22 protein-coding genes are annotated in these 26,399 nt (G+C 61.3%); 13 read left to right on the top strand and 9 right to left on the bottom strand.

Going from position 1 to position 26,399, the window contains the following annotated elements:
- Positions 1-67: 67 nt before the first annotated feature.
- The 3 genes from ACR0K4_RS08180 to ACR0K4_RS08170 all read right to left on the bottom strand — a co-directional run bounded on the left by ACR0K4_RS08180 (position 68) and on the right by ACR0K4_RS08170 (position 7,675).
- The gene (locus ACR0K4_RS08180; RefSeq protein WP_480853554.1) at positions 68-4,486 is read right to left on the bottom strand and encodes a translocation/assembly module TamB domain-containing protein; all 4,419 of its coding nucleotides are present in this window, start codon (positions 4,484-4,486) and stop codon (positions 68-70) included.
- Positions 4,486-6,291 (bottom strand): autotransporter assembly complex protein TamA, encoded by a 1,806-nt coding sequence (locus ACR0K4_RS08175; RefSeq protein ID WP_480853683.1) that lies wholly within the window; start codon positions 6,289-6,291, stop codon positions 4,486-4,488. Before ACR0K4_RS08175 ends, ACR0K4_RS08180 begins: the two co-directional genes overlap by 1 nt.
- A 160-nt stretch (positions 6,292-6,451) precedes the next feature.
- Positions 6,452-7,675 carry a urate hydroxylase PuuD gene (locus tag ACR0K4_RS08170; RefSeq protein WP_480853553.1) on the bottom strand — a complete coding sequence of 408 codons (1,224 nt, stop codon included), beginning with the start codon at positions 7,673-7,675 and terminating at the stop codon, positions 6,452-6,454.
- Between the two features lie 96 nt (positions 7,676-7,771).
- Between ACR0K4_RS08170 and ACR0K4_RS08165 the strand changes: the two genes are divergently transcribed.
- A complete protein-coding gene (locus ACR0K4_RS08165) occupies positions 7,772-8,692 on the top strand; it encodes a LysR family transcriptional regulator (protein WP_480853552.1) in 921 nt (306 codons plus the stop codon).
- Between the two features lie 202 nt (positions 8,693-8,894).
- Here the strand turns inward: ACR0K4_RS08165 and uraH are convergent, their stop codons facing one another.
- Entirely contained in the window at positions 8,895-9,251 is a 357-nt protein-coding gene (gene uraH, locus ACR0K4_RS08160) for a hydroxyisourate hydrolase (RefSeq protein WP_480853551.1), read from the bottom strand.
- A 213-nt stretch (positions 9,252-9,464) separates the two neighbouring features.
- Between uraH and puuE the strand changes: the two genes are divergently transcribed.
- Together puuE and ACR0K4_RS08150 are read left to right on the top strand one after the other, a co-directional pair.
- Positions 9,465-10,883 (top strand): allantoinase PuuE, encoded by a 1,419-nt coding sequence (gene puuE, locus ACR0K4_RS08155; RefSeq protein WP_480853549.1) that lies wholly within the window; start codon positions 9,465-9,467, stop codon positions 10,881-10,883.
- A complete protein-coding gene (locus ACR0K4_RS08150) occupies positions 10,880-11,392 on the top strand; it encodes an ureidoglycolate lyase (protein ID WP_480853548.1) in 513 nt (170 codons plus the stop codon). Before puuE ends, ACR0K4_RS08150 begins: the two co-directional genes overlap by 4 nt.
- On the opposite strand, the gene ACR0K4_RS08145 is transcribed toward ACR0K4_RS08150, so the two are convergent.
- The 3 genes from ACR0K4_RS08145 to ACR0K4_RS08135 form a co-directional block, all read right to left on the bottom strand.
- Positions 11,389-12,375, bottom strand: coding sequence for a type I glyceraldehyde-3-phosphate dehydrogenase (locus tag ACR0K4_RS08145; RefSeq protein ID WP_480853547.1), 987 nt, complete (start codon positions 12,373-12,375; stop codon positions 11,389-11,391). The genes ACR0K4_RS08150 and ACR0K4_RS08145 overlap by 4 nt on opposite strands.
- A 54-nt stretch (positions 12,376-12,429) precedes the next feature.
- A complete protein-coding gene (locus ACR0K4_RS08140) occupies positions 12,430-12,753 on the bottom strand; it encodes a hypothetical protein (protein WP_480517613.1) in 324 nt (107 codons plus the stop codon).
- A gap of 76 nt (positions 12,754-12,829) precedes the next feature.
- The gene (locus ACR0K4_RS08135; protein ID WP_480853681.1) at positions 12,830-13,663 is read right to left on the bottom strand and encodes a bifunctional allantoicase/(S)-ureidoglycine aminohydrolase; all 834 of its coding nucleotides are present in this window, start codon (positions 13,661-13,663) and stop codon (positions 12,830-12,832) included.
- A gap of 176 nt (positions 13,664-13,839) precedes the next feature.
- Here ACR0K4_RS08135 and ACR0K4_RS08130 point away from each other — a divergent pair, with 176 nt between their 5' ends.
- A complete protein-coding gene (locus tag ACR0K4_RS08130) occupies positions 13,840-14,196 on the top strand; it encodes a hypothetical protein (RefSeq protein ID WP_480853545.1) in 357 nt (118 codons plus the stop codon).
- A 7-nt stretch (positions 14,197-14,203) separates the two neighbouring features.
- Here ACR0K4_RS08130 and ACR0K4_RS08125 read toward each other — a convergent pair whose 3' ends face one another.
- Complete coding sequence (locus ACR0K4_RS08125; RefSeq protein ID WP_480853544.1) at positions 14,204-15,139, bottom strand: 2-hydroxyacid dehydrogenase; 936 nt, start codon at positions 15,137-15,139, stop codon at positions 14,204-14,206.
- A gap of 129 nt (positions 15,140-15,268) precedes the next feature.
- Here ACR0K4_RS08125 and ACR0K4_RS08120 point away from each other — a divergent pair, with 129 nt between their 5' ends.
- The 4 genes from ACR0K4_RS08120 (at position 15,269) to ACR0K4_RS08105 (ending at position 18,931) form a co-directional block, all read left to right on the top strand.
- Positions 15,269-16,504, top strand: coding sequence for an acyl-CoA dehydrogenase family protein (locus ACR0K4_RS08120; RefSeq protein ID WP_480853543.1), 1,236 nt, complete (start codon positions 15,269-15,271; stop codon positions 16,502-16,504).
- Positions 16,505-16,512: 8 nt separating this feature from the next.
- Entirely contained in the window at positions 16,513-17,319 is an 807-nt protein-coding gene (locus tag ACR0K4_RS08115; RefSeq protein ID WP_480853542.1) for a thioesterase family protein, read from the top strand.
- Between the two features lie 122 nt (positions 17,320-17,441).
- A complete protein-coding gene (locus ACR0K4_RS08110; RefSeq protein ID WP_480853541.1) occupies positions 17,442-18,041 on the top strand; it encodes a DUF1007 family protein in 600 nt (199 codons plus the stop codon).
- Positions 18,026-18,931 carry a nickel/cobalt transporter gene (locus ACR0K4_RS08105; protein WP_480853540.1) on the top strand — a complete coding sequence of 302 codons (906 nt, stop codon included), beginning with the start codon at positions 18,026-18,028 and terminating at the stop codon, positions 18,929-18,931. The genes ACR0K4_RS08110 and ACR0K4_RS08105 overlap by 16 nt, the downstream gene beginning before the upstream one ends.
- Here the strand turns inward: ACR0K4_RS08105 and truA are convergent.
- Positions 18,928-19,695: a tRNA pseudouridine(38-40) synthase TruA gene (gene truA, locus ACR0K4_RS08100; protein ID WP_480853539.1), complete on the bottom strand. Its 768-nt coding sequence runs from the start codon at positions 19,693-19,695 to the stop codon at positions 18,928-18,930. The genes ACR0K4_RS08105 and truA overlap by 4 nt on opposite strands.
- 107 nt (positions 19,696-19,802) lie before the next feature.
- On the opposite strand from truA, the gene ACR0K4_RS08095 reads away from it, so the two are divergent.
- The 5 genes from ACR0K4_RS08095 (at position 19,803) to ACR0K4_RS08075 (ending at position 26,270) form a co-directional block, all read left to right on the top strand.
- On the top strand, positions 19,803-21,215 hold the full coding sequence (locus tag ACR0K4_RS08095; RefSeq protein WP_480853538.1) for a YcjX family GTP-binding protein: 1,413 nt from the start codon (positions 19,803-19,805) through the stop codon (positions 21,213-21,215).
- Positions 21,212-21,667: an N-acetyltransferase family protein gene (locus tag ACR0K4_RS08090; RefSeq protein ID WP_480853536.1), complete on the top strand. Its 456-nt coding sequence runs from the start codon at positions 21,212-21,214 to the stop codon at positions 21,665-21,667. Before ACR0K4_RS08095 ends, ACR0K4_RS08090 begins: the two co-directional genes overlap by 4 nt.
- Positions 21,660-22,649 (top strand): YcjF family protein, encoded by a 990-nt coding sequence (locus tag ACR0K4_RS08085; protein ID WP_480853680.1) that lies wholly within the window; start codon positions 21,660-21,662, stop codon positions 22,647-22,649. The genes ACR0K4_RS08090 and ACR0K4_RS08085 overlap by 8 nt, the downstream gene beginning before the upstream one ends.
- A 54-nt stretch (positions 22,650-22,703) precedes the next feature.
- On the top strand, positions 22,704-23,414 hold the full coding sequence (locus tag ACR0K4_RS08080; protein ID WP_480517633.1) for a VIT1/CCC1 transporter family protein: 711 nt from the start codon (positions 22,704-22,706) through the stop codon (positions 23,412-23,414).
- Positions 23,415-23,561: 147 nt separating this feature from the next.
- A complete protein-coding gene (locus ACR0K4_RS08075; protein ID WP_480853535.1) occupies positions 23,562-26,270 on the top strand; it encodes a DUF2339 domain-containing protein in 2,709 nt (902 codons plus the stop codon).
- The last annotated feature ends 129 nt before the right edge of the window (positions 26,271-26,399 follow it).

The following is a 26,399-nucleotide window of genomic DNA, read 5'->3' as shown; positions in this document are numbered from 1 at the left end:
ACTATACAGCCAAAATGAACAGGGCGGCCTTATGGCCGCCCTTCGTTCTTTATGGATTTCTCTGACGCTAGTAATCCCGACCGAAGAAAATGCCGATCCCGGTTTCACCCTGACCATCCACCGTTCCCTTCACGGTGAAGCTGTCGCTTACATCGAGGTTCAGGTTCACCTCGGTGTTGCCCTCGGTGTTGACGGTGAAATCGGTATAAAGATTGTCGCTCAGATAGGCCCCCGCGCCAAGACTGCCTGCGCCGCCTTCGGATGCACCAATGTCTATCGTGTCGACACCGGTCGCCTCGCGCACGCCTTTGGTGGCATCTCCTCCGGCCCCGCTGAGCTGTGCCAGAGAAGCGGCCATCTGCGCGATGACAAAGGGCGATAGTTCCGAGAACCGGTTACCGAACAGCAGCATTGCCAGGGCTTCCTCGGTCGGGCGTTCAGGATCCGAGAACACGTCGATCTCGGGCGCATTCAAAGGGCCGACAATTTCGATGGTTGCGGTGCCGTCCGAGGTACTGGTGGACGAGGCAAACTCGATAAACGGCGTCAGGTCGCCCTGCAATGAGACGATCCCCTTGGTCAAAGCCAGACGACGGCCCAGAATGTCGAAGTTCCCGCGGATCAGTTCGATCTGACCGGACGGGACCACAGCGGTCGACGTACCGCCGATCTGAATGCGCCCACCCAATTCTGCATTCACGCCGCGCCCCCGGACAAAAACCGCCTTGGGAAAAGAAAGACCGATGTTCAGAGCAATCCGCGAGTCGCTTTTGGTGGTCTCTTCGTTCGCCACCAGGTTTGCGCGCTCCCGCGTGACAAAACTGGCATTGCTCTCGTTGATATGCTCGATCTCGGGGATAGGGGCCGCGCCAATCGCGCCAGTCGCTGCGGCGAGGTTGATGTTGGTTTCTCCGAAATTGATTTGCCCCGCCAAGCTGCTGTTCCCCGCCAGCGCACCCGTCAGGGCGATCTGGCCGTTCAGGATCGTTTCGTAAAGCAGCTTGTCTGTCAGAACCAGATCGTTCAGCGTGGTGGTGATCTGCGCGTTGAAAGGCGGCGTCAGATCCACCGGTCCGGTGATCGTGAACCCGCCGCCCGCGCGCACGCCGCCCTCCATCGAAATGGTAGCGCGGCTTTGTGCAAGGTCGATGGAACCGCCGATACCGGTAATGGTCTGGCCAACTTCGGGCAAAGCCAGAGACGTGCCCGAGGTTGTGATAGTGCCGCTGAGCGCATCCAAAGACGGTGCACCTTTCAGCGCCATGTCAAACCGGACAGCCCCTTGCAGGGTGTTGGGCGAGATGAAGGCGTTCGCCAAAGCAATATTCGCGCCCCCTTGCAGTTTCAGATCAGCGGTGCCTTCAGCTTCATTGAAGGTGCCGTTGACCGTACTGTTGATATTCGCAGGACCCTGAGCCGAGGACTCAATCGTCCACACCCCGTTTTCCCTACGGGCGGTTCCGTTCGAGGTCACTGTGCCGGGAAATTCGGGTGCAAACCGCTCGATCCGGTTCAGCCGGGCGTTAAAGGTCAGGTCTGCATCGCCATTTGCGTCCACGGCTCCGGTCAGGGCCGCGAACGAGCTTTGGGGGCCATCGACCCGGATTTCACCTTCTACGCCCGACCCGGTCGGGGCTGCATTGCCCGACAGGCTCAATGGCCCTGACATGACCGGAGACAGGCGTCCCAAATCGTCCAGGCGCGCGGTGAAATCCAACCCTCCGGCGCTGCGATCCAGATGTCCTGACGCGTTGGCGGTCAGCGCGGTGCCGGTCAGTTGGAATGTTCGGATGACGATGCCCTTTTCGCTGTCTTCTCCGGCATCTACAGTCAGCGTCGTGCGCCCCTTTATCACGGCGTCCAACGGTTTGATCCCGGTCGTGATATCATCGGCAACGACGTTGCCCTGAACGTCGAAATTCGTGCTTCCCTTTGTGCCGTAGCCTTCCACATTGCCCGAGATCGACCCGGCCAGATCGCGACCGGCCAGCGCCGAGAACAATGACAGGTCAGGTGCCGAGACCTGTGCTTTGCCATCAACGGCAAAATTACCCGTCGGGTCATCGATGGTTGCGGCGACCTGCGCGGTCAGCGCGTTGCCATTGACGGTGGCGTTGCGAATGGTGATCTGATCGCCCTGACGCGCACCGTCCAGTTCGATCAGAACCTGACCCGCCAGTAAGGGATCGAACTCGGCAAGCCCGGTCTGCAGATTGTCGCCGGACAGCTTTGCCGTTCCATCGAATTCAAGCGATTGCGCATTGCCGGACCCATCGACTTCGGCCTCGACGGCACCCGACAATTGCTGTTTGGCCAGTCCCGAGAAAACTGACAGGTCTGGCGCACTGACCTTTGCGTTGCCATCAAACCCGATCTTGCCTGTCGGGTCCTCAATCGTGGCTGCAACTTGCGCGGTCAGGACCTGCGCATTGATCTTTGCATCGCGAACAGTGACCGTTTCGCCCTGTCGTGCGCCGTCAAACTCAACCAGAACATCGCCTTCCAACAGCGGGTCGAACTCTGCCAACCCGGTCTGGATGTTTTTCCCCGATACACGCGCAGTTCCGTCAAATTCCAGCGTTTGTACCGTTCCCGTACCGTCAAGCTCGGCCTCGACCGCGCCCGAGAGATCTTGCTTGGCCAGTCCCGAAAAGATCGACAGATCATCCGCCTTGACACTGGCCTGACCATCTATGGTCAGGTTTCCGTCCGGGGTGGTGACGTCTCCGCTGGCCTGCGCGGTGAGCGTTTCGCCCGTGATCGTGAACGTGCGGATCGTGATGCCATCAGCGCCGCGTTTCGCATCCAGAGTGATATCGGTTTCACCTTTGATGACCGGGTCGATGTCGTCACGTCCGGTGACAAGTTCGCGCCCGGCGACGGTGACCGTGCCGTCGAAACTCTGCTCAAGCGGCGACCCGACGCCCTTGATCTGAACCGAGGCAGAGCCGCCCAGATCAAGCCCGGCGATATCTGAAAACCGCGTCAGATCACTGGCGTTCAACGCGGCCGATCCATCGATTTTCAGACCGCTGGCCAGCCCGCTGATCAGTGCGTCAGCCGTCAGATCATAGTCGCTGCCAACAAGTTCGACGGCAGACAGCCGCAAGGACTGGTCGCTGCCATAGTCAAACTGACCGTCCAGCGTAATGCGATCCCCTATGGCGGTGTTCAGCGGTGGGTCGGACATATCGATCCCGTCCAGTGCCGCCTGAATGTCGCCATTCAGTGCCAGCCCGCTGCTTTGATCCAGCGTGCCCTGCCCGCTGATCCGGGCGTGCTCAAGGTTGACCTGTGGGGTCGAAACCTCATTGGCTGTCAGGCTTAGATCCCACAGGCTGCCATTTCGGGCATCAAACAGGGCCGAGATTTGCGCGGCACCGATGGATGTGTCGCCGCCACTGACCGGCAAGACCACGGTTTCCCCATCTGGCGGCGTGATCCGGCCCTGAAGCGCCAGCAATTGCAACGCCCCTCCGGCCGCAAGGCTCAGCTGACTTTCCAGTTTCAGCGCCTCGGACGTGATTTCAATGTCGGAAATCTCCAGCGCGCCTTCGGGTTGGGTCCGGCCATCAACAAACAGCTTGGTGTCGGTGCCAAAGAACGGGTCCATATCCTCGGTCAGAAATGGCGTCAGATCGCCCCCCAGATCGGCGGTAAAGGCGATGCCGTCGCTGGCGCTTGCTGCTGCTGTGGGGGCCGAACGCAACCGCACCTGACCCGTCACGCGTAGCTGATCGTCACTGCTGAGCCCGATATCGGCGGTAAAATCCGACACTGGCCCAGATCCTTTGGCCGTCAGCGCGATGGGGGGGCTGTCCGGAATACCCAGCGCGGTCGAAATCAACCCGCCGGAGGCTTCGGTCACAGTCAGGTCCAGATCGATCTGGCTGCTTTCGTTCTGAAAACCGGCGGTCAGATCGATCGTGTCACCTGCACGGTCTACACGGTCGATGTCCAGTTTGGTATCCAGCGTCCCATCTGCCAGGTTCAGGTTACCTTCGACTTTCAGATCGGCTGCAACCCCGATCAACGGTTGGCCGAGCGAAAGATCATCAATCCGAAGTTCGCCAATCTCGATGGCGACCGGCAGTTCCGGCAATTGAAAAGGCTGCGTCTCCGCCGAAGGCGGCGGGGCCTCTTTGGTTGTTGTGCCCGGGGCCCGCGCAATGTCGATTTCCTGCGCCACCAGCGCATTGACCGAGAATCTGCCGCGCAACAAGGCCAGCCGGTTCCAGTCCAGTTCGGCACCTTTGATGGTCAACCAGATGCCCTGATCATCGGCGACGGTGATCTCTTGGATCGTGGCGCGGGAACTCAGCGCGCCCTGCAGACCGACCACACGTACATTTTGGTCATCGCCCGACAAGGTGTCCTGCAGGAACCGCTCGATCATGCTGCCACCCTCTTCGTCCTGCGCAACAGCAGGCAGAGGGGCGATGATCGCTGTCGCGGCGATCAGCAGAGGATATGCAGTGCGACGCATCAAAACGCTTGTCCGATCCCAAGGTAAAACTGCAGACCTTCACCCGTGTCGCCCTGAACCGGCACGGCCAGGTCGAACCGCAAGGGGCCAAACCCACCAAGATCATAACGAACCCCGATCCCGGCGCCAGAGTGTTCCTGCGACCCGCTGCCAACGAACGAGGACAAATCAACCGCGCCGTAATCGTAGAAGCCGACCAGAGACAGGCTGTCGGTGACACGCCCGCGCACTTCACCGGACAAGCCCAGGAAGGACAATCCGCCTGCCACTTCGTTTCCGACCGGAATTCCGAGGCTTTCAAACGGCTGGCCGCGAACAGTGCCCGCCCCGCCGGAATAGAACAGGAAGTCCGGAGTGACCCCATCTATGGACGGTCCGAACACCGAACCCACCTGAATGCGTCCTGCAAAGACAATGTTGCCGTTGCCGCCAAGGCTTGTATAGGCACGTGCGTCTGCAAACAGACGCATACCGGTATCCGTGCCCGAGAGGCCCACGAAAGGCATCGCCTGTGCGTCCAGATAGTAGCCCCTGGTCGCGCTGACCTTGTTGTCGCGCTGATCCCATTCGGATCGGAAAGGCAGGATGAAATACCTGAACTTTCGCCCCGATCCAAAGGCATCATCCGCGTCTGACAATTGAAACCCAGCCGAAGCTTCGGCGTATAGCCTGTCGGAAAACGTGCGCCGCAAACCATAGGCCAGCGATGCAACGGACACGTTGTAGTTTTCGGTGTTGCGCCGTTCCAGCAAGGCATTCCAGAAGGTGTTGTCATCCGGCCCAAGCCGGTCGGGCTGATCCAGGCGCAGGCCAATCCGACCGTCAAGATTTTCAGTGCCACCAATGTTGCGCAAAGCAAGTTCGAACCGCAGCCGCTGGGCCCGGCGAAAGACGTTGCGGTGGGTCCAGGTCGCGGTCAGGTCGATCCCCTCGCGCGAAGCGACCTCAGCCCCGAACGTGATGCGGCGCGGCGGAAGGTCCTCGAAAGTGGCGTCGAAATCCAGCGTTCCATCCGGGTTGGGCGTTTCGCGTTCCTTGAGCGAAACCAGGCTGAATGTTCCGGTCCGGCGTAGCCGGGTGCCAACTTTCTGCAGCTGCTCGGGGGAATAAACCTCGCCCGACGGAAAGCCCGCAATCTTCTCGATTGATCGGTGGAGCACTTTCGTGTCGCCCTGAATGATCATCTTGCCAAAGGTCAGCTGTGGCCCGGGATCCAGATCAATCGTCGAGTCCAGTTGTGCCTGCGCATGCCGGGCGATGACCGTTTGATCCGCGACAACGGCTTTGGCGTGGCCTGCGTTCCGCCACCCCTGAACACCGTCCGACGCGGCCTGTTGAATGGCGCCCGTAGTGGCCAGCTTACCGCTTGCATAACCTTCGGGCAGCGTTGTCCCGGGGGCGACGGGTTGTACGACCGCCGTGCCAAACTTGTATGTCGGTCCCGGTGTTACGCGGATCACCGCGCGTTTAAACTGAGCCGGAACCTCCAGCGAGTTGATTTCGGCAGCTTCCTGCCCGTCCAGCTTGATGCTGACGACGGGTGCAAAATAACCCTCGTCATACATGATCTGCACGATGGTGCGATAATCGGACAGGGCGGCCGACAAGACTTCGAGCGGAGTATCCAGCCCGCGGGAGTCCGCAGTCAGGACGGATGACGTATCCCGGAGTCGTTCAACCAGATCTTTGGGCGCCCCGCGTGCCGTCAGCCTGGTTTCAAGCGCAGCGGCAATATCGGGGGACAGCACCAGCAATGCGCCCAGAACCAAGCCTTTCAAAAGGCGACGCGGACTGCCCCTGGTCATCATATGGTTCCAACTGCCCCAAGCCGAAATCGTTGTGCTGCGTGTCATACCTCGCAGCTTATTGATTTCATGTTAGAGCATCTGATGGCGATCAGGCAAAGACCTTAAACGGGGAAAAGCGGTGTTTTGGGACCCGCTGTGTTCGCGACGCCCCGCTTTCTTAGAGACCGGCGTTTCTGATCCACCGGACAATGGCCTGGCGGTCTTCGGGCTCCATGAAGGTGACGTTGGCCGGTGGCATGGCATGGCTGACACCGGATTGCAGGTAGATTTGCCGGGCGTTTCGCGCGATATCGCCTTCGGTTTCCAGCAAAACGCCTTTGGGGGCCCAGAGTATGCCATCCCAGACAGGCTCGCGCGCATGGCACATCGAGCATCGACCCAGCACAATGTCATGCGCCTCTTCAAAGCCTTCGGCAGATGCGAATTTTTGTTCGAACGGGGTCAGGGGCTGCGCTTCGGCCTCTTCCAGAGGCGCATACATCGGCGCAGTGGACAGCCACATGATGGCTATAAACAGCAACGACGTCACCGCCCATGTCCATGTCGGGTTGCCTGCCCGCGCGTGGCGGGTGTTGAAGTAATGCCGGATAGTGACACCCATCAGGAACACCAGCGCGGCGATGATCCAGTTGTACTGGGTCGCGAAGGCCAGCGGGTAATGGTTCGACAACATCAGAAACACGACCGGCAGCGTCAGGTAATTGTTATGGGTCGACCGCAGCTTGGCGATCTTGCCGTATTTCGGGTCCGGTGTGCGCCCGTTCTTGAGGTCATCGACCACGATGCGCTGGTTCGGCATGATGATGAAGAACACGTTTGCGGTCATGATCGTGGCCGTGAACGCCCCCAGATGCAGCATCATCGCGCGCCCGGTGAAAATCTGGTTGTATCCCCAGCCCATGACCACCAGCAGCGCGAACAGCAGAACCATCAGCAGGGTCGGGCGCTCGCCCAAACCGGACTTGCACAGGTAGTCATAGATCAGCCAGCCGATGGTCAGAGAGGCTGCCGAGATCAGAATACCCTGCCACAGCGCCAGATCGGCCTTTTGCGCGTCGATCAGGTACAGCTCTCCGCCGACCCAATAGACGATCATCAGCAGCGCAGCACCGCTGAGCCAGGTTGCATAGCTTTCCCATTTGAACCAGGTCAGATGGTCCGGCATCCGTTCGGGCGCGACCAGATATTTCTGGATGTGATAGAAGCCACCGCCATGCACCTGCCATTCCTCACCATCCGCAGGGCCGGGGATATCGCGGTTCAGGCCAAGATCCAGCGCAATGAAGTAAAATGATGATCCGATCCAGGCGATTGCGGTGATGACGTGCAGCCAGCGCACGCCAAAAGCCATCCAGTCCCAGAACACGGCGAAGTCGTACATGAAAGCTCTCTCCGATCAGTTGCCGTCACACTAGGCAAAGGGGCTTTTCTTCGGTATTCCCGTATATTGTCAAACTGTATCAAAAAAAACGATAAGATGTCCTATCTCGACAACATCCGCACCTTTGTTCGCGTCTATGATCTGGGCAGCATGTCCGCCGCCGGGCGGGATTTGCGGATTTCGCCTGCGGTGACTTCGGCGCGAATTTCTCAGTTGGAGGATCATCTGGGCGTCCGTCTGTTTCAGCGCACCACGCGGAACCTGTCTCCGACCGAGCAGGGCAAGGCGTTTTATCCCGGCGCGGTCGCTGTGCTGGATGCTGTGGACGAGGCCGAGGCGCAGGTCACCCATCTGACCGAAGCGCCGCGCGGGTCGCTGTTCGTGGCCGCTCCGCTGGGGGTGGGGCGGCGGCTGCTTGCGCCGCATGTACCTGATTTTCTGTCTGAATATCCCGAGATCGACGTGCGTCTGCGGCTGACAGACCGGTCGGTTGATCTGACCACCGAAGGGTTGGATCTGGCGTTTTTCATCGGCCAGCCCGAGGACAGCACCTTGCGCATTCGCAAGATCGCCGATTGCCAGCGTGTTCTTTGTGCAGCGCCGGAGTATGTGGCTCGCCGCGGGATGCCCGAGAACGGAGCCGACTTGATCGCAGACAAGCATGAATGTCTGAACCTGCGGTTTCCGGGCGCGACCGAGTTTCAGTGGATGCTGGAAACGCCCGAGGGGCCGAAACGGTTCGCGGTATCCGGTCGGTTTGAATGCGACGACGGGGATGTGCTGACCGACTGGGCACTGTCGGGGCAGGGCATTGCGATGAAGCCGGTTTTCGAAGTGGCAGATCATCTCAAGGCAGGGCGCTTGGTGGCCGTGGCGACGCAAACTCCGCCTGTTCCGGTCCAGATGGCGTGCCTTTACACGCACCGGCGGCATCAGGATCCCAAGGCGCGCCTGTTCATGGATTTCATGATCGAGCGGATCGGCAAGGTGGTCCGCGCCTCGGAGCAATCAGCCTAGGCGACCTCCCGCCCCTGTTTGTGCCGTTCCGGCCCTTCACAGCGTTGGGCCAAGCGCCGCGGCAAAGCCGCGGCGCGGTTGCGCATTGAATTACAGGTGCGCGTTCATCCAGGCGGTACCGCAGCGTGCCCGAAGGGCGCGCTGCCTGGCCCAACGGGAGGTGGCCCCGACAGGGGCTTCCGACGGGCGGGAGCGCGCCGCTCTAGCTTCCGCGATAGGTGGAGTAGCCGTAAGGCGACAGCAGCAAGGGCACGTGGTAATGCGCCTGAGGGTCTGACATGCCGAACCGAATGGGAACCTGATCCAGAAACAGGGGATCATCCTCGTCCTGACCAGATGCACGTAAGTAGTCCCCGGCGAAAAAAACCAATTCATAAGTGCCGGTTTCAAACATATCCTGCGGCAGGATCGGCGCGTTGGTGCGCCCGTCCGCGTTGGTCTCGGTCTCGGCAAGTTTCGTGCGCGTGTCGCCCGAAATTCGGTAGAGCGTGATTTTCAGCCCTCCGGCCGGGCAGCCGCGCGCCGTGTCCAGAACATGGGTCGTCAGATAACCAGCCAAGAAAACCTCCTGATTGTATGTCGCGTGAAACAGGTCCTGACCGCGCCGGGCGGGCACGTCGCCTTGTCTTTTTTGTTTGACACAGTCTGTGACAAACCCGGAAGCATTGGGAATGCCGAAACAGTTGGAAACAGTGTTCGGATTGATTTGATAATCCCGCCTCTGTTTCTGGGTTAAGGCTAGTAAAACGAACTGGCCAGGATGACTGATAAGATGACTCCCCCTCGCTATCCCCGCGACATGATCGGCTATGGTGCCAATCCACCGGATGCACAGTGGCCAAACGGGGCCCGGCTGGCTGTTCAGATCGTGCTCAACTACGAAGAGGGCGGCGAAAACTGCGTGCTGCATGGCGACGCCGCCTCAGAGGCCTTTTTGTCCGAAACCGTCGGTGCGGTGCCATGGCCGGGGCAACGCCATTGGAACATGGAATCGATCTACGAATACGGCGCGCGGGCCGGGTTCTGGCGGCTGCACCGGTTGATGCAAGACCTGCCGATCACGGTTTACGGGGTCGCGACGGCGTTGGCACGCTCGCCCGATCAGGTCGCGGCGATGACATCGGCAGGGTGGGAGATTGCCAGTCACGGTCTGAAATGGATCGAGCACAAGGATATGCCTGAAGACCAAGAACGTGCGCAGATCGCCGAGGCCATTCGACTGCATACCGAGGTTGTCGGTGACCGCCCGCTCGGCTGGTATACGGGGCGCTGCTCGGAAAACACCGTGCGTCTTGTTGCTGAAGAGGGCGGTTTTGACTATGTGGCCGACACCTATGCGGACGATCTGCCCTACTGGATGAACATCGCCGGGCGAGATCAGTTGATCGTGCCCTATACGCTGGATTGCAACGACATGCGTTTTGCCACTCCGCAGGGTTTCAACGCGGGCGACCAGTATTACACCTATCTCAAGGATAGCTTCGACGCGCTTTATGCCGAGGGTGAGGCGGGTGCCCCCAAGATGTTGTCGATCGGTCTGCATTGCCGTCTGATCGGGCGGCCCGGGCGGGTGATGGCCCTGAAACGGTTTCTGGATTATGCGCGCGGTTACTCGGATGTGTGGTTTGCCACCCGCCTGCAAATCGCGCAGCATTGGGCGGCATTGCATCCGCCGGTGGCACGCGAAAAGCCATCCGGTATGCAGCGTGATACCTTTGTCGCTGCCTATGGCGGTGTTTTCGAACACTCAGCCTGGATCGCCGAACGTGCATTTGCGCTGGAACTGGGTCCGGCCCATGACACGGCGGGCGGTCTGCACAATGCGTTGACCCGCGTGTTCCGTTCGGCCTCGGAGACTGAGCGGCTGGGCGTTTTGACCGCGCACCCCGATCTGGCAGGCAAGCTGGCGCAAGCCAGGCGGCTGACGCAGGAGAGCACCGCCGAGCAGGCATCCGCGGGGTTGGACGCGTTGACAGACGCGGAGCGCGCGGCCTTCACCGATCTGAACACGCGCTACACTCAGAAATTCGGATTTCCCTTCATCATAGCGGTCCGGGATCACGACAAGGCCTCGATCCTGCAGGCGTTCGAGCGGCGGATTGAGCAAGACCGCGACACCGAGTTCGCCGAGGCGTGCCGTCAGGTCGAACGCATTGCCGCGTTTCGTCTGCAAGATGTGCTGCCGTCATGAAACAAATCGCGACCGCTCCGCTGACGTCGGATGCCTTTGCCCTGTTCGGAGACGTGATCGAGATCACGGGGCAACCGGACAAGATCATCAATCAGGGCCAATGCGGGCGTTTTCACGATCTGGCGCAGATGGAGTTTTCGGATGGCCGAGCCGGGATCAGCCTGTTCAATGCAAATCCGCGATTGTTGCCGTATAAGCTGGACATGGTCGAGCGCCATCCGCTGGGCAGTCAGGCGTTCATTCCCATGACCCATCAGCCCTTTCTGGTGATCGCTGCACCTGACGAAAACGGGAAACCCGGGCAGCCGCAGGCATTCGTAACCTCGCCGGGTCAGGCGATAAACTTCCATCGCGGAACCTGGCATGGTGTTCTGACACCTTTGCATGGTCCGGGCCTGTTTGCCGTTGTTGACCGGATCGGCGCAGGCGCGAACCTAGAGGAGTTCTGGTTCGACGCCCCGTTCGAAATTGTCTCTCGCTTAGGGGTTGGACTATCCGGTGTGCCTTAGCTGGCCGCCATAAGGCGGGCGACATCCAGCATCCGGGCCGAGAATCCCCATTCATTGTCGTACCAGCCAAAAACCCGCACCTGATGCTTTCCGATCTGACGGGTCTCGGGGGCGGCAATCACCAGCGATTCCGGCCGCGTGCGCAGATCGCTTGAGACCAGAGGTTCATCTGTCCAGCCCAGAACCGGCGATCTGTCGACCGCGTCGCGCAAGGCCGCATCAAATGCTGCACCTGACATCCCGCGCTCCAGCGTCACGATCAAATCAACCGCTGAGACGCTGGCGGTCGGAACCCGAACCGCCGCGCCGGAAATCCGGCCCGCCAGATGGGGCAGAACCTCATCAATCAGATGCATGGCGCTGGTGGTTGTGGGCACCATCGACAACGCACCGGCCCGCGACCGGGCCAGATCGCCGCGCGGCGCATCCACCATAGGCTGGCTGTTGGTGTAACAATGGATCGTCGTCATATGACCGGACGCGACCCCCCCTAAACCGTCCAGCACCTTGACCAGCGGTGCCAGCCCGTTTGTGGTGCATGATGCATTGGAAACAACCCGCGCATCGCCCAGCTGATCCTCGTTCGCGCCAAGGACAATCGTGACTTCAGTCGCAGGCGACGGGCCCGAGATCAGGACCTTTGCGGCCCCGGCAACCAATCCCTGTCGGGCCACATCCGAGGTCCGGGCAACACCGGTACAATCCATCAGCACATCTACGCCTGACAAATCCACCTTGCTCAGGTCCGGACTGTGGGTCATCGGGATAGAACGCCCATCTACCCGCAGATGGGCCGGGCCTTGTTCCACACCGCCGGGATAGGGGCCAAAGGTGCTATCGTATTTGAACAGATAGGCACAGGTGTCCAGCGGCGCGATGTCGTTGATCAGTACCAGTTCGACATCGCTGTTCTGCGGCAGGGCCATCAGCTGCCGCAGAATCGTGCGGCCAATCCGGCCGAATCCGTTGATTGCAAGTTTCATAAGCACGCTATGGCAGCGGGTCGGTCGGACCTCAATGCTGCTTTCAGTCAGGGGTCAGTTGCAGCTGACCTGAGAAAAAAACTGCCCCGAGATGTTCTGATACATACTTGAGACAATCGGCTTGCACCCGGTCGCTTCCTGAATCGCGGCAATCGCCTGAACGGTGCGCAAACGGGGCGGCGGGCCAAACGGGTTGAGATTGTTGTTGTCGCGTGTGGCCCTGTAGATGACCGGCGCGTCCGAGACCTGCGTCACCGCCCAGGTGCGACTCATGACGAAAACCGATTTGGTTTCTTCCTTGGCCGCTACCGGCGTGGCATCAAACGCCAATGTTCCGATTACAGCTGCCAATGCCACAAATGCTCCGCGCAGTACCATCACAATCTCCGATGCTAAAACTGCTGTTATTTCAACAGATTCCCGGGCTCATGTGAACCCCTGCCGGTCAAGGGGCCTATCTATGGGCCAGTGACAGCGGCATGTGCCGGTTCACATCCTTGTATAGCAGATAGCGGAAACGCCCCGGACCGCCCGCATAACACGCCTGCGGGCAGAATGCGCGCAGCCACATGTAATCGCCGGCTTCAACCTCTACCCAATCCTGATTCAGGCGATAAACGGCCTTGCCTTCCAGCACATAGAGCCCGTGTTCCATCACATGGGTCTCGGCAAAGGGAATCACCCCACCCGGTTCAAATGTCACGATGTTGACATGCATGTCGTGCCGCAGGTCCTGTGGATCCGCGAACCGGGTGGTGGCCCAGCGACCCTGAGTATCGGGCATTTCAATCGGTTGGACATCTCGTTCGTTGGTGATGATGGGATCGGGCGCGGGCAGGCCGGGGACGGCCTCGTAGGCTTTACGGATCCAGTGAAACCGCGCGGTCTGGGTCCCCCGATTGTGCAGGGTCCATTCCGCGCCCGGCGGAAGATAGGCATAGCCGCCGGTCTCAAGAACATGAACCGCACCGTCCAGCGTCAGCGTCACCGCTCCTTCGACCACGAACAGCACGGCCTGTGCGCGCGCATCTGTTTCCGGCCGGTCGCTCCCGCCGCCGGGTTGTACCTCCATGATGTATTGCGAAAACGTTTCGGCAAAGCCGCTGAGCGGGCGCGAGAGCACCCAAAGGCGCGTGTTCTCCCAAAAGGGCAGATAGCTGGTGACGATGTCGCGCATTGTGCCCTTGGGGATCACCGCATAGGCGTCGGTGAACATCGCGCGGTCGGTCAAAAGCTGTTCCTGACCGGGGTGACCGCCTGACGGGGCGTAGTAACTGGGAGTTGCCATCATCTGCCTCTGCTTCAAGTTGCCAGCACTATGAGGGCATTGGAACACCTGTCCTAGGGTCAGAGTCGCAATAGGTTTGTTCGGGATAATTTGAAGGTGACCCGGTCAGGGGTTGGCCCTTGTGCACTGCCGGTATAGTCTTGAATGCAAATCTCTTTCAGAAAGGCGAGGCGATCATGAAAGCCCGGATTTCCGCCCTATTGGCACTGGCTGCAATTCTCGGCATCGGGACGGCCGCGCTGGCCAAACCGTTGTCCAGGATTATCGCGGAAATGGGGCTGAGCCCTGCTGATTTCGAAGTGGTCAGCGCCACCGCAGACGGGATGCTGGCAAGCGGCACGCCGAAGGTCGGGGCCGAGCAGGGCTGGTCCAGCGAGGCGTCCGGTTCCAAAGGCACCATTCGCGTACAGGATGTCCGCGACAATTGCGTCATCCTGCAGCACGTGGTTCAACCGGGTGGCTCAGAACAGACGCGCGAGGTCAGAACCCAAAGGTGCAAGGACGCGTCGGGCAAATGGGTTTTGACCCCCTGACCTGAAGTTAATAGCCGCGCGCGCGATCGACCTCGTGCAGCAACGGTTCGCCCGCCGTCAGTCTTTGGTAATTCGCGGCCACATCCGCCAGTGCGTCGCCCAGATGCCAGCCTGAGACATGCGGTGTGATCGTCACACCGGGATTGGTCCAAAGCGGGCTGTTCGATGGCAAAGGCTCGGTCCGGGTCACATCTAGAACGGCGTGACCGGGCGCGCCCGCGTCAAGTGCGGCTGTCAGGGCGGTTTCGTCAATCAGGTCTCCACGACCTGCGTTCAGCAACTGACTGCCCGGCTTCATGGCCGCCAGCATTTCGGCGCCAAACAACCCGATGGTCTGCGGGGTCGAGGGCAGGATGGCGCAGACATGATCGCATTGGCCCAGCAAATCCGGCAGGGTGTCCGCGCCGTGCAGACAGGTGACGCCTTCGATCTGTTTGGGTGACCGGCTCCAGCCCATGACCTGAAACCCGACAGCCCGCAGCATCCGTGCACTGCGCGCGCCGATATGGCCCAACCCCAGAACACCCACAACCGTATCCGGAGAATACCCTGGCGCTATGGGCTGCCACTCAGCCCGGCGCTGCGCGGCTTCGTATCGTGCCATATGCCTTTGGTGGCGCAGGATGTAGGCGACAAACCACTCGGCAATGCCTTGCGCGGGCGCGTCCGGTTTCAGACGCGCGATGCGGACGTGGTCCGGCAGGTTCGGATTGCCGACAATGGTTTCAACCCCTGCACCCAGCTTTTGCACCAATTTCAGATTGGGCAGGCGCCTGGGATGATCGTCTTGCAGAGCCACCACCGCAACCATGGTGATCTGGCTGGCATCACCCATGGCATCCGGCGTGCGGATATCGATCCCGGGGGCCATATTGCGAATGTCGCGGGCGATCTGGTCATCGCCGATCCAGTCTGACAAGCCGCTTTCAATCAACAACGCCATGTTCGGGTTCCCTTTATGTCAATTTTGTTCATGGTGACGTACCGTCATCCAACTGGACATCCTGTCGGCAGCTAAGTCATTCTCGGACCAAACGTAAAGCCCGCCTGCCGGGCCGAAGGAGGAAATTTCATGAACATGTCATTCGGCCTGCGGGATGAAAACCGGGCCTTGCTGCAACGGGTGGCCAACATGATCCGGGATGAGATCATGCCTCTGGAAGACGAATATCAGGCCGAGATCAACACCGGTGACCGCTGGCAATACACTGACCGGCAAGCCGAGATACTGGAGGGGCTAAAGGCCCGTGCCAAAACGGCCGGCCTGTGGAATTTCTGGTTGACCGACAGTGACAAGGGCTTTGGCCTGACCACGGTTGAATACGCCTATTTCGCCGAAGAGATGGGCAAGACGCCTCTGGGTGCCGAAGTGTTCAACTGCTCGGCACCGGATACCGGGAACATGGAAGTCTTTGAGCGCTACGGCTCTGAGAAGATGAAAGAGCAATGGTTGAAACCGTTGCTCGAAGGTCAGATTCGTTCGGCTTACTTGATGACCGAACCCGATGTGGCTTCGTCAGATGCCACAAATATCGCCATGTCCTGTGTGCGGGACGGCGACGAATATGTGCTCAACGGCGAGAAATGGTGGTCGTCTGGCGCAGGTGATCCGCGATGCAAGGTCTACATCGTCATGGTCAAGACCGCGGGAGAGGATCAGCCCAAGCACAAAAGGCAATCGATGATCGTGGTTCCGGCAGACGCGCCCGGCATCGATATCCTGCGCCCGATGGAGGTCTATGGCCACGACGACGCACCACACGGGCACATGCATATCCGGTTCACAAATGTCCGGGTGCCCGCCGAGAACATCCTGCTGGGTGAAGGGCGCGGGTTCGAGATTGCTCAGGGACGTCTTGGCCCGGGTCGCATCCACCACTGCATGCGCGCCATCGGACAGGCCGAGATCGCGTTGGAGCGGATGTGTAAACGGTCGCTTCAGCGCGAAGCATTTGGCAAGAAGCTGGCGCAGCTCGGGGCGAATTACGACATCATCGCCGAATGCCGGATGGAGATCGAAATGGCGCGGCTGTTATGTCTCAAGGCGGCGTGGTACATGGATCAGGGTGACGCGCGCGCTGCAGCCCCGTGGATCAGCCAGATCAAGGTCGTGGCCCCCAAGGTCGCGCTGAAGGTGATTGATGAAGCTGTTCAGATGTATGGCGGGCAGGGGATCAGTCAGGATACGCCTTTGGCTGCGGCTTGGACCCATGTGCGGACCCTGCGCCTGGCCGATGGTCCTGATGCGGTGCACCGCCGTCAGGTTGCGCGGGCTGAGCTGAAAAAACACACGCAGGAAAAGGTCTGAGAAACGCAATGGTCCTGAAACCCGACCTTGACCGGCAGTGCTACTTTCACCTCCGCGCCGACGGGGCGTTTATCGGCAATGACCCCGCGCGCGGACCATGGTCTGCCGATCATTGTCATGCCGGGCCGGTCAGCGGGTTGATCGTGCGCGCGGCCGAGACCGAGGTGGGGCCTGAAAAGATGCTGACGCGTCTGACGGTTGATCTGCTGCGGCCGTTGCCTTTGTCCGGGTTACGGGTCGCGGCGGAAACCACGCGCCACACCAAGACACTGGCGACCACACGGGTGACTGTGCACGATCTGGACGACACGCTTTGCGCCACAGCGACCACGATGCATATGGTGCGCCGAAACCTAGGTGCTGTCCCGAATGTGACGCTGCAGCCGCCCGAGTTGGGAAACACCGTCACGGGCCCGTTCCCGATCGGCGAAACGCGCCATGATCTGCCCGGTTTCGCGGATCATTCCGAAATCCTTTACCCGGCGGGTGGCAATCAGGGGGCGGGCCCCAAGACCGTTTGGATGCGCACACCTCCTTTGCTGGAGGGGGAAGAACAGTCGCCGATTCAGGCCCTGTGCCCGCTGGCCGATTGCGGCAACGGGATTTCCTGGAACGCACCCACGACCGAGATGGGGTTCATGAACACCGACCTGACCGTTCAGGTGCATCGCGAACCGGTCTCGGACTGGCTGGCCTCGGAGTCCATCTGTCATTGGCAACCGTCGGGGATCGGGATGTCTCAATCGGTGCTTTATGACACCGAAGGTCCCGTCGGCACTGCCCTGCAAACGCTGGTTCTGTTTCCGCCGGGATGACCTGATGGGCCGGTTTCTGCGCGTTTATGTGAAACCGCATTGTCGGACGGGGACCGGCATCCTATCTTGCGCTCATGCGCTGGCTTGTCATCCCACTCACCTGTTGCCTGCCGATTCCGGCCATGGCTCATCCGCATGTCTTCATCGACACGGGACTTGAGTTCATTGTCGATGATGCGGGCCATCTGACCCATGTGCGCGTCACCTGGGCTTACGATGAGTTCTTTTCGTTGCTCCAGCTGGAAGACATGCGGCTGGATCAGGACGGCGACGGCGTTCTGAGCGACAGCGAAGAAGCGTTCCTGTCCGGCTTCGATGCGCAATGGGTTGAAGGCTATAACGGGGATCTGGTCGTCTGGGCGGATGGTCAGGCTGTGGCCTTGTCCGGCCCCATGGACGCACGGGCCACGACCGAGGATGGGCGCATCGTCACAACCCATCTGCGCGCGGTGGACGGGGGTGGCGTTCCGGCTGATGCGCTGACCGCCAAGGCGTTTGATGAGACATACTACACCGCCTATGACGTGACCCGCCCGGTCACTGTATCCGGGCCATCTTCCTGCCTGATCGAACAGATCGAGGCGGATATCGACGGCCAGTTGGCGCAGATGCAGGCCTTCTTGCGCACGTTGGATGCGGATTACGACCTTGAGGAAAATGACATTCCGCTGGTCGGCGAAAATTTTGCCACCGAGATTCGCGTTTCATGTCCAAATACCTGATCGTTCCCGTCGCGCTGGCCATCGCGTTGCTGCTGTGGTTCTGGGGCAGCGGCGGGTTCGACCAACTGGCCGCATGGGCAGCTGGCGAGCAGCGTGAGTTCCAGAACCAGATCGCCCGATCCCTGCGCGCCGCCCGCGCCGAACAGCCCGAGGCCGTGGCAACCCTGCTGACCGTCTGTTTCGCCTATGGTTTCTTTCACGCCATCGGCCCCGGTCATGGCAAGGTGTTGATCGGAGGGTACGGGCTGGGCCGCCGCGTCGCCTTCTGGCGCTTGTCGGCGATCAGCGTTCTGTCCAGTCTGGGGCAGGCGGTAACGGCGATCGTTCTGGTCTATGCGGGCGTTCTGATCTTTCAGATGTCACGTGAAAGCCTTGTGGGCGCGACCGAACAGGTGATGGCACCCATAAGCTACGGGGCGATTGCGGTGATCGGCTTGTGGCTGGTGGTGCGGGCCCTGCGCAGTTTCGCAAGGCGGCATCGCTCGAACGCGCATCATGATCATCACCACCATCACGGCGAGGTCTGTTCCGATTGCGGCCACAAGCATGGCCCGACGCCGGACGAAGTGGCCAATGTCGGCAGCCTGCGCGAGGCGTTGGTGCTGATTGCCGGGATCGCCGCGCGCCCCTGTACGGGGGCCCTGTTCGTGCTGATCCTGACCTGGCAGATGGGCATCGCCATAGTCGGGGTGGCAGGAACCTTTGCGATGGCATTGGGTACAGCCACCGTGACCACGCTGGTCGGCTGGACCTCTTTTGGCTTGCGCGGGGGGCTATTGGCCTCGGCCTCGGCCACCCGGTTCGCGCAGGTGTTGGCCCCGACCATCGAGCTGGTCGCGGGTTTGCTGATTGCCGTTATCGCCGGCGGTCTGCTGCTGCGCGCGATCTAATCGAAAACCGGCTGAGGATAGCCGACCCGCGCCAGATACAACCCCTGCGGCGGACAGACCGGCCCGCAGGCGGCCCGGTTCGTCGCCTCCAACGCATCCCGCACATCCTCGGGCGTCCAAGCCCCGGCGCCGACACGTTCCAGCGTGCCAACAAAGCTGCGCACCTGATTGTGCAGGAAAGACCTTGCGCGGACATGGAAATGAACCTCGGGCCCTGAAAACCCCTGCACCTGCTCAACGCGCAATTCATCCAGCGTTTTGATCGGGCTGGCGGCCTGACAGATCGAGGATCGGAATGTGGTAAAGTCATGCCGTCCGATCAGCATGTCCGCTCCGGCTTGCATGGCTGGTACGTCCAACTGGTGATTGATCTGCCAGACCTGCCCCGCATCATGGGTCGCAGGCGCGCGGCGCATCAGGATGCGGAAAAGATACTGCCGCTCGATTGCGGAAAAGCGCGCGTGCCAATCTTCGTCCACCCGCGCTGCGGTCACGATGGCGACGGGCTGCGGTTTGAGGTGATAGTTCAGCGCCTCGGACAGGCGAAACGGGTCCCAATCCTTGATCAGATCACAATGGGCGACCTGTCCCAGCGCATGAACGCCCGCATCTGTGCGACCGGCGGCGGCAATCGTGTGATCTCCGGGCTGAATGCATGAAAGCGCCTGTTCAATCGCCCCCTGAACCGAGGGCTGATCCTTCTGCCTTTGCCACCCGGCAAACGGCTCTCCTTGGTATTCGACTTTCAGCGCGTATCTTGGCATGAGCCGCTGGTACCGCGCTGCGCCCGAACGGGCAAGAGCGGGAAAGCGCTGGTATGTCGCGAGGCGGCTACCTATCTTGAGCGAAACAATAAAAGCGGGACGACAGTTTGGTCATTTCATCGCTGGCAGACAGTCTTGTGCGCGGGTTCGAATCCGTAGGCGACAGCGTATCCGGCGCCTTGTTCGAGCCGGTGATCCGGCTGGGGGTCACCGGTCTGGCGCGATCGGGCAAAACGGTGTTCATCACGTCGCTGGTTGCGAACCTGCTGGATCGGGGGCGGATGCCGGGATTGGTCGCGCAGCAAGAAGGGCGCATCAGCGCGGCGTATCTGCAACCGCAGCCCGACGATACCGTGCCCCGGTTTGACTATGAAAACCACCTGTCCGCTCTGACAGGCGCGCAACCCCACTGGCCCGACAGCACCCGCGCCGTGTCCGAACTGCGCCTGTCCTTCAAGGCGCGCCCTTCAGGGTTGTTGTCCGGTCTGCAAGGCCCGCGCACGGTGCATCTGGATATCGTCGATTACCCCGGCGAATGGCTGCTTGATCTGGCCCTGTTGGACAAATCCTATGCGCAATGGTCGTCCGAGACGCTGGCGCGCATCGCGGACCGCGCCGAGGCGGCCGGTTTTCTGGCTCAGGTCACAGACACCGAGCCGGGCGGGCCGCATGATGAGGTGCAGGCGCAGGCCCTTGCCAAAGCGTTCGCGGATTATCTGAATGCTGCCCGCGAAGCCGGGTTCTATGACTGCACGCCCGGTCGGTTCCTGTTGCCGGGGGATCTGGCGGGCTCTCCGGTCCTGACCTTCGCGCCTTTGCCGGTGGATGGGGCCGCGCCCCGCCGCAGCCTGCATCGCGAGATGGCGCGGCGGTTTGAGGCCTACAAATCTCAGGTCGTCAAACCGTTTTTCCGCGATCACTTCTCGCGGATCGACCGGCAGGTTGTTCTGGTCGACGCGCTGGGCGCGATCCACAAGGGGCCACAGGCGGTCGAGGACATGCGCCGTGCGATGGGTGATATCCTGTCGGCGTTCCGACCCGGGCGCAACGCGTGGCTCAGCCAGTTGCTGCTGGGCAAAAGGGTCGAGCGCATCCTGTTTGCCGCCACCAAGGCCGATCACCTGCATCACCAGCAGCACGCCCGCCTGACCCATATCATGGAGGCCCTGACCCGCGATGCCCGCGATCGCGCAAAGTTCGCCGGGGCCGAAACCGCAGCGCTGTCTCTGGCGGCATTGCGCGCAACAACCGAAGAGATGCGAACCCATCAGGGCGTGGATTTACCCTGTGTAAGGGGCACCGTGCAGGGCGGCAAACAGGCGGCTTTTTATCCCGGCGAGTTGCCCGAAGATCCCTCCAGGTTGCTGGGGCCCGCGCGTGATGGCGCTGACAGCTGGCTGGATCAGGACTATGGGTTCATGAATTTTGCCCCCGCACAGCTGACCTTGCGACCGGGCGATGGCCCGCCGCATATCCGGCTGGACCGCGCGGCGCAATTCCTGATCGGAGACCGGTTGTGACCTTGATCCTGCGCCCCGCCCGCAGCACCGATGCCGGTGCGACCGGGGAAATCCTGTATGGATTCGCCCGCGAGATGGAGTGGATGCCCGAGCTTCACTCGCGTGCGGAAACCATCGCCTTTTGCGGCAGGATGATCGATCTGGATTGGGTCACCGTCGCCGAAACCGAGGCCGGAGTGGTCGGGTTCCTGGCTTTGAATGGGGCGGATATTCATTCGCTGTACCTGACTGCATCAGCGCGCGGGCAGGGGATCGGGAAACGCCTGCTGAATCACGCCAAGGCTGGGCATGCCCATCTGTCACTGTTTGCCTTTCAGGCCAATCAAGGCGCGCGGCGGTTTTACGAGCGCAACGGCTTTGCCGAGGTTGCGCGCGGCAACGGGGCCGACAATGACGAGAACCTTCCGGACATCAAATATGTCTGGAACCGAAAAGGGAATGCAGATGGTTAAAGGCCCGGTTCTGATTGATCTTGACGCCGAAGAACCTGCTGCCGATGTGGCGCAGGCCCCGCCGGTGCCGGACACGGTCGCGCCGCAGGGGAATGCCATGCAGTCGGCTGCGCGGTTGGCGGCGCACAAACCATCGGCCTTGTCCCGGTGGTTCTGGGGGCTGACGGCGGCTGTGGTCGGTGCCGTGGTCTCGGTCGCCGCTTGGGATTTCGTGAATAGTCTGCTGCTCCGGGCACCGCTCCTGGGATGGGCGCTGACGGGCTTGTTTGCGGCGTTGATTCTGGTCGCTCTGATCATCGCGTTGCGCGAACTGGCCGCCATCGGGCGGTTGTCGCGGATCGATGGAATACGTCAGGCCGCGGATGCCGCGCTGGCCGCCGATGATCTGTTGCAGGCCCGTACGGTCGTGAACCGGCTGATCGCGTTTTATAAAGGTCGGGACGACACCAGATGGGGCCGCGACCGGCTGGCCGAAAGGATTGACGAGCAGTTTGATGCCTCCGGCCTGCTGACTTTGACCGAGGATGAATTGCTGGCCCCGCTTGACGCCGCCGCCAGCCGCGAGGTCGAGGCCGCCGCGCGTCAGGTCGCAACTGTGACGGCGTTGGTTCCCCTGGCGTTGGCGGACGTGTTCACCGCGCTCGCCGCCTCGCTGCGGATGATCCGGCGTATTGCCGAGATTTACGGGGGGCGAGCGGGCTTTTGGGGCAGCTGGCGTCTGACGCGTGCCGTGTTCGTGCATCTCGTGGCCACAGGCGCGGTGGCGGTCGGTGACGATCTGCTTGAGCCCGTTCTGGGCGGTTCGGTCCTCAGCAAACTGTCGCGGCGGTTTGGCGAGGGGTTGGTGAATGGCGCGCTCAGCGCCCGTGTCGGCGTTGCCGCCATGGAAGTTTGCCGCCCTCTGCCATTTTCCGACCGCCACAAGCCGTCGACCCGAGCCATCATCAAGCGTGCCCTGGTCGGGCTGTTTTCCAAAACTTGATCTGACGCAAGGCCAAGACATTCCGAGTCCTGCATAACAGGGTCGGAGCCAGCCATGACCGATCACGGACACAGCCAGCAGGAAATCGTCGCGCGGATCAATGCGCCTCCGGGGCGGGGGGTCCTTCGGGATGTGGTCTACGGGGGCATTGACGGCTCGGTCACGACCTTCGCCATTGTCGCCGGAGTAGCCGGGGCGGGACTGTCGCCGTTTGTCATCGTTGCGCTGGGGCTGGCCAATGTGCTGGCGGACGGGTTCTCGATGGCGGCGGGCAATTATTCGGGGACCAAGGCCGAACTGGATAATATCCACCGGATTCGCGCCATCGAAGAACGCCATATCGACCTCTACCCGGACGGAGAGCGCCGCGAAGTGCGTGAAATATTATCTCAGAAAGGTCTGTCGGGTCGGGTGCTGGACGAGGCGACGGATGCGATAACGGAAAATCATGACAACTGGATCAACCTGATGATCGAAGGGGAATATGGTTTGGGCAGCGTTGATCCGCACCCGCTGAAGGCCGCAATGGCCACGTTCTTTGCATTCCTTGTCGCGGGGATGGTGCCGCTGTTGCCTTTCCTTCTGTCTGTCGAAGGCGCATTTGCGCTCTCTGCATGGATGACGATGGGCGTGTTCTTCGCCATTGGCGCACTGAAAAGCCGATGGTCGCTGGCGCCCTGGTGGCGGTCGGGGATCGAGACTCTCCTGATCGGAGGCGTGGCGGCGGCCATCGCCTATTGGGTCGGGTCGTTATTTCATCCTTAGATGAGAACTGACCTCTAACGTCTGAGACGGTGGAATGGGCCGTCCTATGATCTGTTCGAGCCACATCAGATATCTATCTGGATTTCCTGACTATTAACCCGGCACGGCGCGGGATAGATTTGGTCGGCCATAGTTCGGAGACTTCGGTTGGAATCCTTGCTTGTCCTTGTCGGCCTGATCGTGCTGGCCATTCCTGTCTTGATCGTCGTGCTGTTGATCGGCCAGTCGCGGCTGCGCAAACGAGTTGAACAGCTTGAGCGGCAGTTGGCGGAGCACTTGCCCGACACGCCAGTTCAGGCCGCAGCTCCTGCCAGGCCGGTGCCGTCCGAAACCAAACCCAAATCGGGGCCATGGGCTGCGGCCAAACCTCCGGCGACCGGCGAACCAGAACAAGCCGAGGCATCGTTGCAACATGATGATCCGGCGCCTCCGGCGGCCATCGTTCTGCGCCAGGATCGGTTTGCCGCGCTGGCCGCGTGGCTGCGCGAAAACTGGTTTTACGCGGTCTCTGCGCTGTCGCTGGCTCTGGCGGGGATATTTCTGGTGCAATACGGGGTCGAAAACGGGCTGCTGCCCCCGACCGCTCGGGTGCTTGCGGCGCTGGGATTTGGCGCGGCGCTGATCGTTGTCGGAGAGATCGTGCGCCGCCGCTTTGGCGATGACGAAGACGCGGCCACGGCCTATCTGCCCTCGGTCTTCTCGGGCGCGGGGCTGGTGACCCTGTTCGGGGCCATTCTGGCCGCGCGGCAGCTATACGGCCTGATCAGCCCCGAAGCCGCTCTGATTGGTATGGCTCTGGTGGCCCTGTTTGGACTGGTTCTGGGCTGGTTCCATGGCCCGCTTTTGGCGGCGGTGGGCCTGATCGGCGCTTTTGCGGCACCGTTTGTCGTGGGTGGGTCTTCGGACGATCCGACGTGGCTTTATGGCTATTTCTTCGTGATCGCGGTGTTGGGGCTGGGCATCGACACGGTTCGGCGCTGGGCGTGGATTTCCGTCCTGACCCTTGTCGGAGCTTACGGCGCAGCGTTTCTGCTGGTGCTTTCGTCACCCTTGACCGAGCCCGGATACCTGACTTGCATCACAGCTTTCGCGTTGATCGCCATCGCGATCCCCACCCGGCGTATCTGGCCCGATCATTCCGGCCCGACGATCACGCAGATGATCCGGCGCAAGAAAGGCGACCCGTGGCCGGAATTCCCAACCCGGTTGGCCTTTGCAGCCGTTGCGGCCAGTTCGGTGATCCTGTCGATCCACTGGGCGGATTCGACAGGCGAGTTCTGGCTGGGCGTCGCGTTGCTGGCGGGTTTGATACTGGCGCTGATCCTGTGGGCCAAGGGCGCGCCGGCGCTGCAGGATGTGACGGTGATGCCTGCGCTGGGCCTGATCTGGTTCGTGCTGGTGCACGGTCTGGACTATGGCGCGGCGGTGCGCGCTTTCGCAGACACTTTCGCCGAAACGACCGAGGCGGATTTCCCCATGATCGCCACGTCGCTTGTGGCGTTAGGGGCGCTGATCTCTGCGCTGGCGGCATGGCGTTCGTTTGACGGCGGGCGCTACGGCGTGGTCTGGGCCGGGGCCTCGGCCCTGTTCGCCCCGCTGATGGCCATCGCGCTTGAGGTTGGTTGGCATCCGGCAAAGGTGATCGGGGCCTATCCTTGGGCGCTGCATGCCGTGGCGCTTGGGGCGATGATGGTGGTTCTGGCCGAGCGGTTTGCGCGGATTGATGGCGACGACCGAATGCGGCCCTCGCTGGCGACGTTGTCAGCGCTGTCCTGTCTCAGCTTTGCCTGCATCATCGTGCTCAGTTCGGCGGCCCTGACCGTGGCCCTGACTGTGATGATCGTCGTGGCCGCGGTACTGGACCGGCGCTTTGATCTGCCCCCAATGAGCTGGTTCATCTGGGCAGGAGTGTTCACCGTAACCGTCCGGCTGGTTCTCGAACCCGGCCTCCGTTGGGCCAATAACGCCCCGCTGGCCGAAATGGTGCTGGTCTATGCCGCCGCCGTGATTGGCTTTGTTGCGGGCCGGGCGCTGCTAAAGCCCTTAAACCGCCCCATCGCCGCGCTGCTCTTGGAAAGCGCTGCGTGGGCGACGGCGGGCATCCTGCTGTCGCTGCTGCTGCTGCGCTGGCTAGAGGGGTTCGGCGAAGGCGGGGCCAAGTACAGCCATTGGGGTCTGGGCCTTTTGGCGGTCATCTGGCTGCTGCTGGCCTATGCACAGGTTCAGCGGTTCGAACTCGGCGGCAAGCTGAATTATGCGCGCTATCTGCTGGCAGGCTTCTTCGCCGCACACGGTATCGCCCGGCTGGCACAGGCTCTGTCCGAGGCGAACCCGCTGATCGATCCGCTCACCGACCCGGTGCTGGGTCCGCCGGTCTTGAACACGCTTGCGGTGGCCTATCTACTGCCCGCATTGGCCATCGGATTCTCGGCATGGCGCATCGGTGCGATGCCGATATTGCTTCGGCGGATCAGTTATGCAGTCGCCGCAGCGCTGGCCGCTGTCTGGTTGGGTCTGGCGATCCGGCACGTTTGGCAGGGTGCGGGCGGCATGTTCGAAGGCAACGGCGTCACCCAGCCCGAACTTTATTCATATACTCTCACCCTTTTGGTCATCGGAGCCGTGCTGTTCTACCAGTCGCTGGCGCGCCGGTCCGATCTGATGCGCAAGGCGGGGCTGGCTGTGATCGGGCTGGCGGTGGCCAAGGTGTTTCTGATCGATATCGCGGGTCTGGGCGGGCTGATCCGGGTGTTCTCGTTGTTGGCCTTGGGGCTGGCGCTGGCGGGGCTCGCGTGGCTCAACCGCTGGGCCAAGCTGCGCCATTTGCCGCAAGGGTCGGAACCTCTGGACCATTAGGCGTGGCCGTCTTATAAGCGCGGCCATGCATGATCGTTTGGCCATCATTATTCGAATTATATCCCCGGCGCTCTGATACCACGAGACGCCGGGCAAAGGTGCTTGAGATATCGCACTGACCGCTTCGAT

It is taken from the genome of Ruegeria sp. K11 (genome assembly GCF_056531905.1).
Note: the sequence above shows the minus strand (reverse complement) of the source record. Positions and strands in the feature narration are given on the sequence as shown.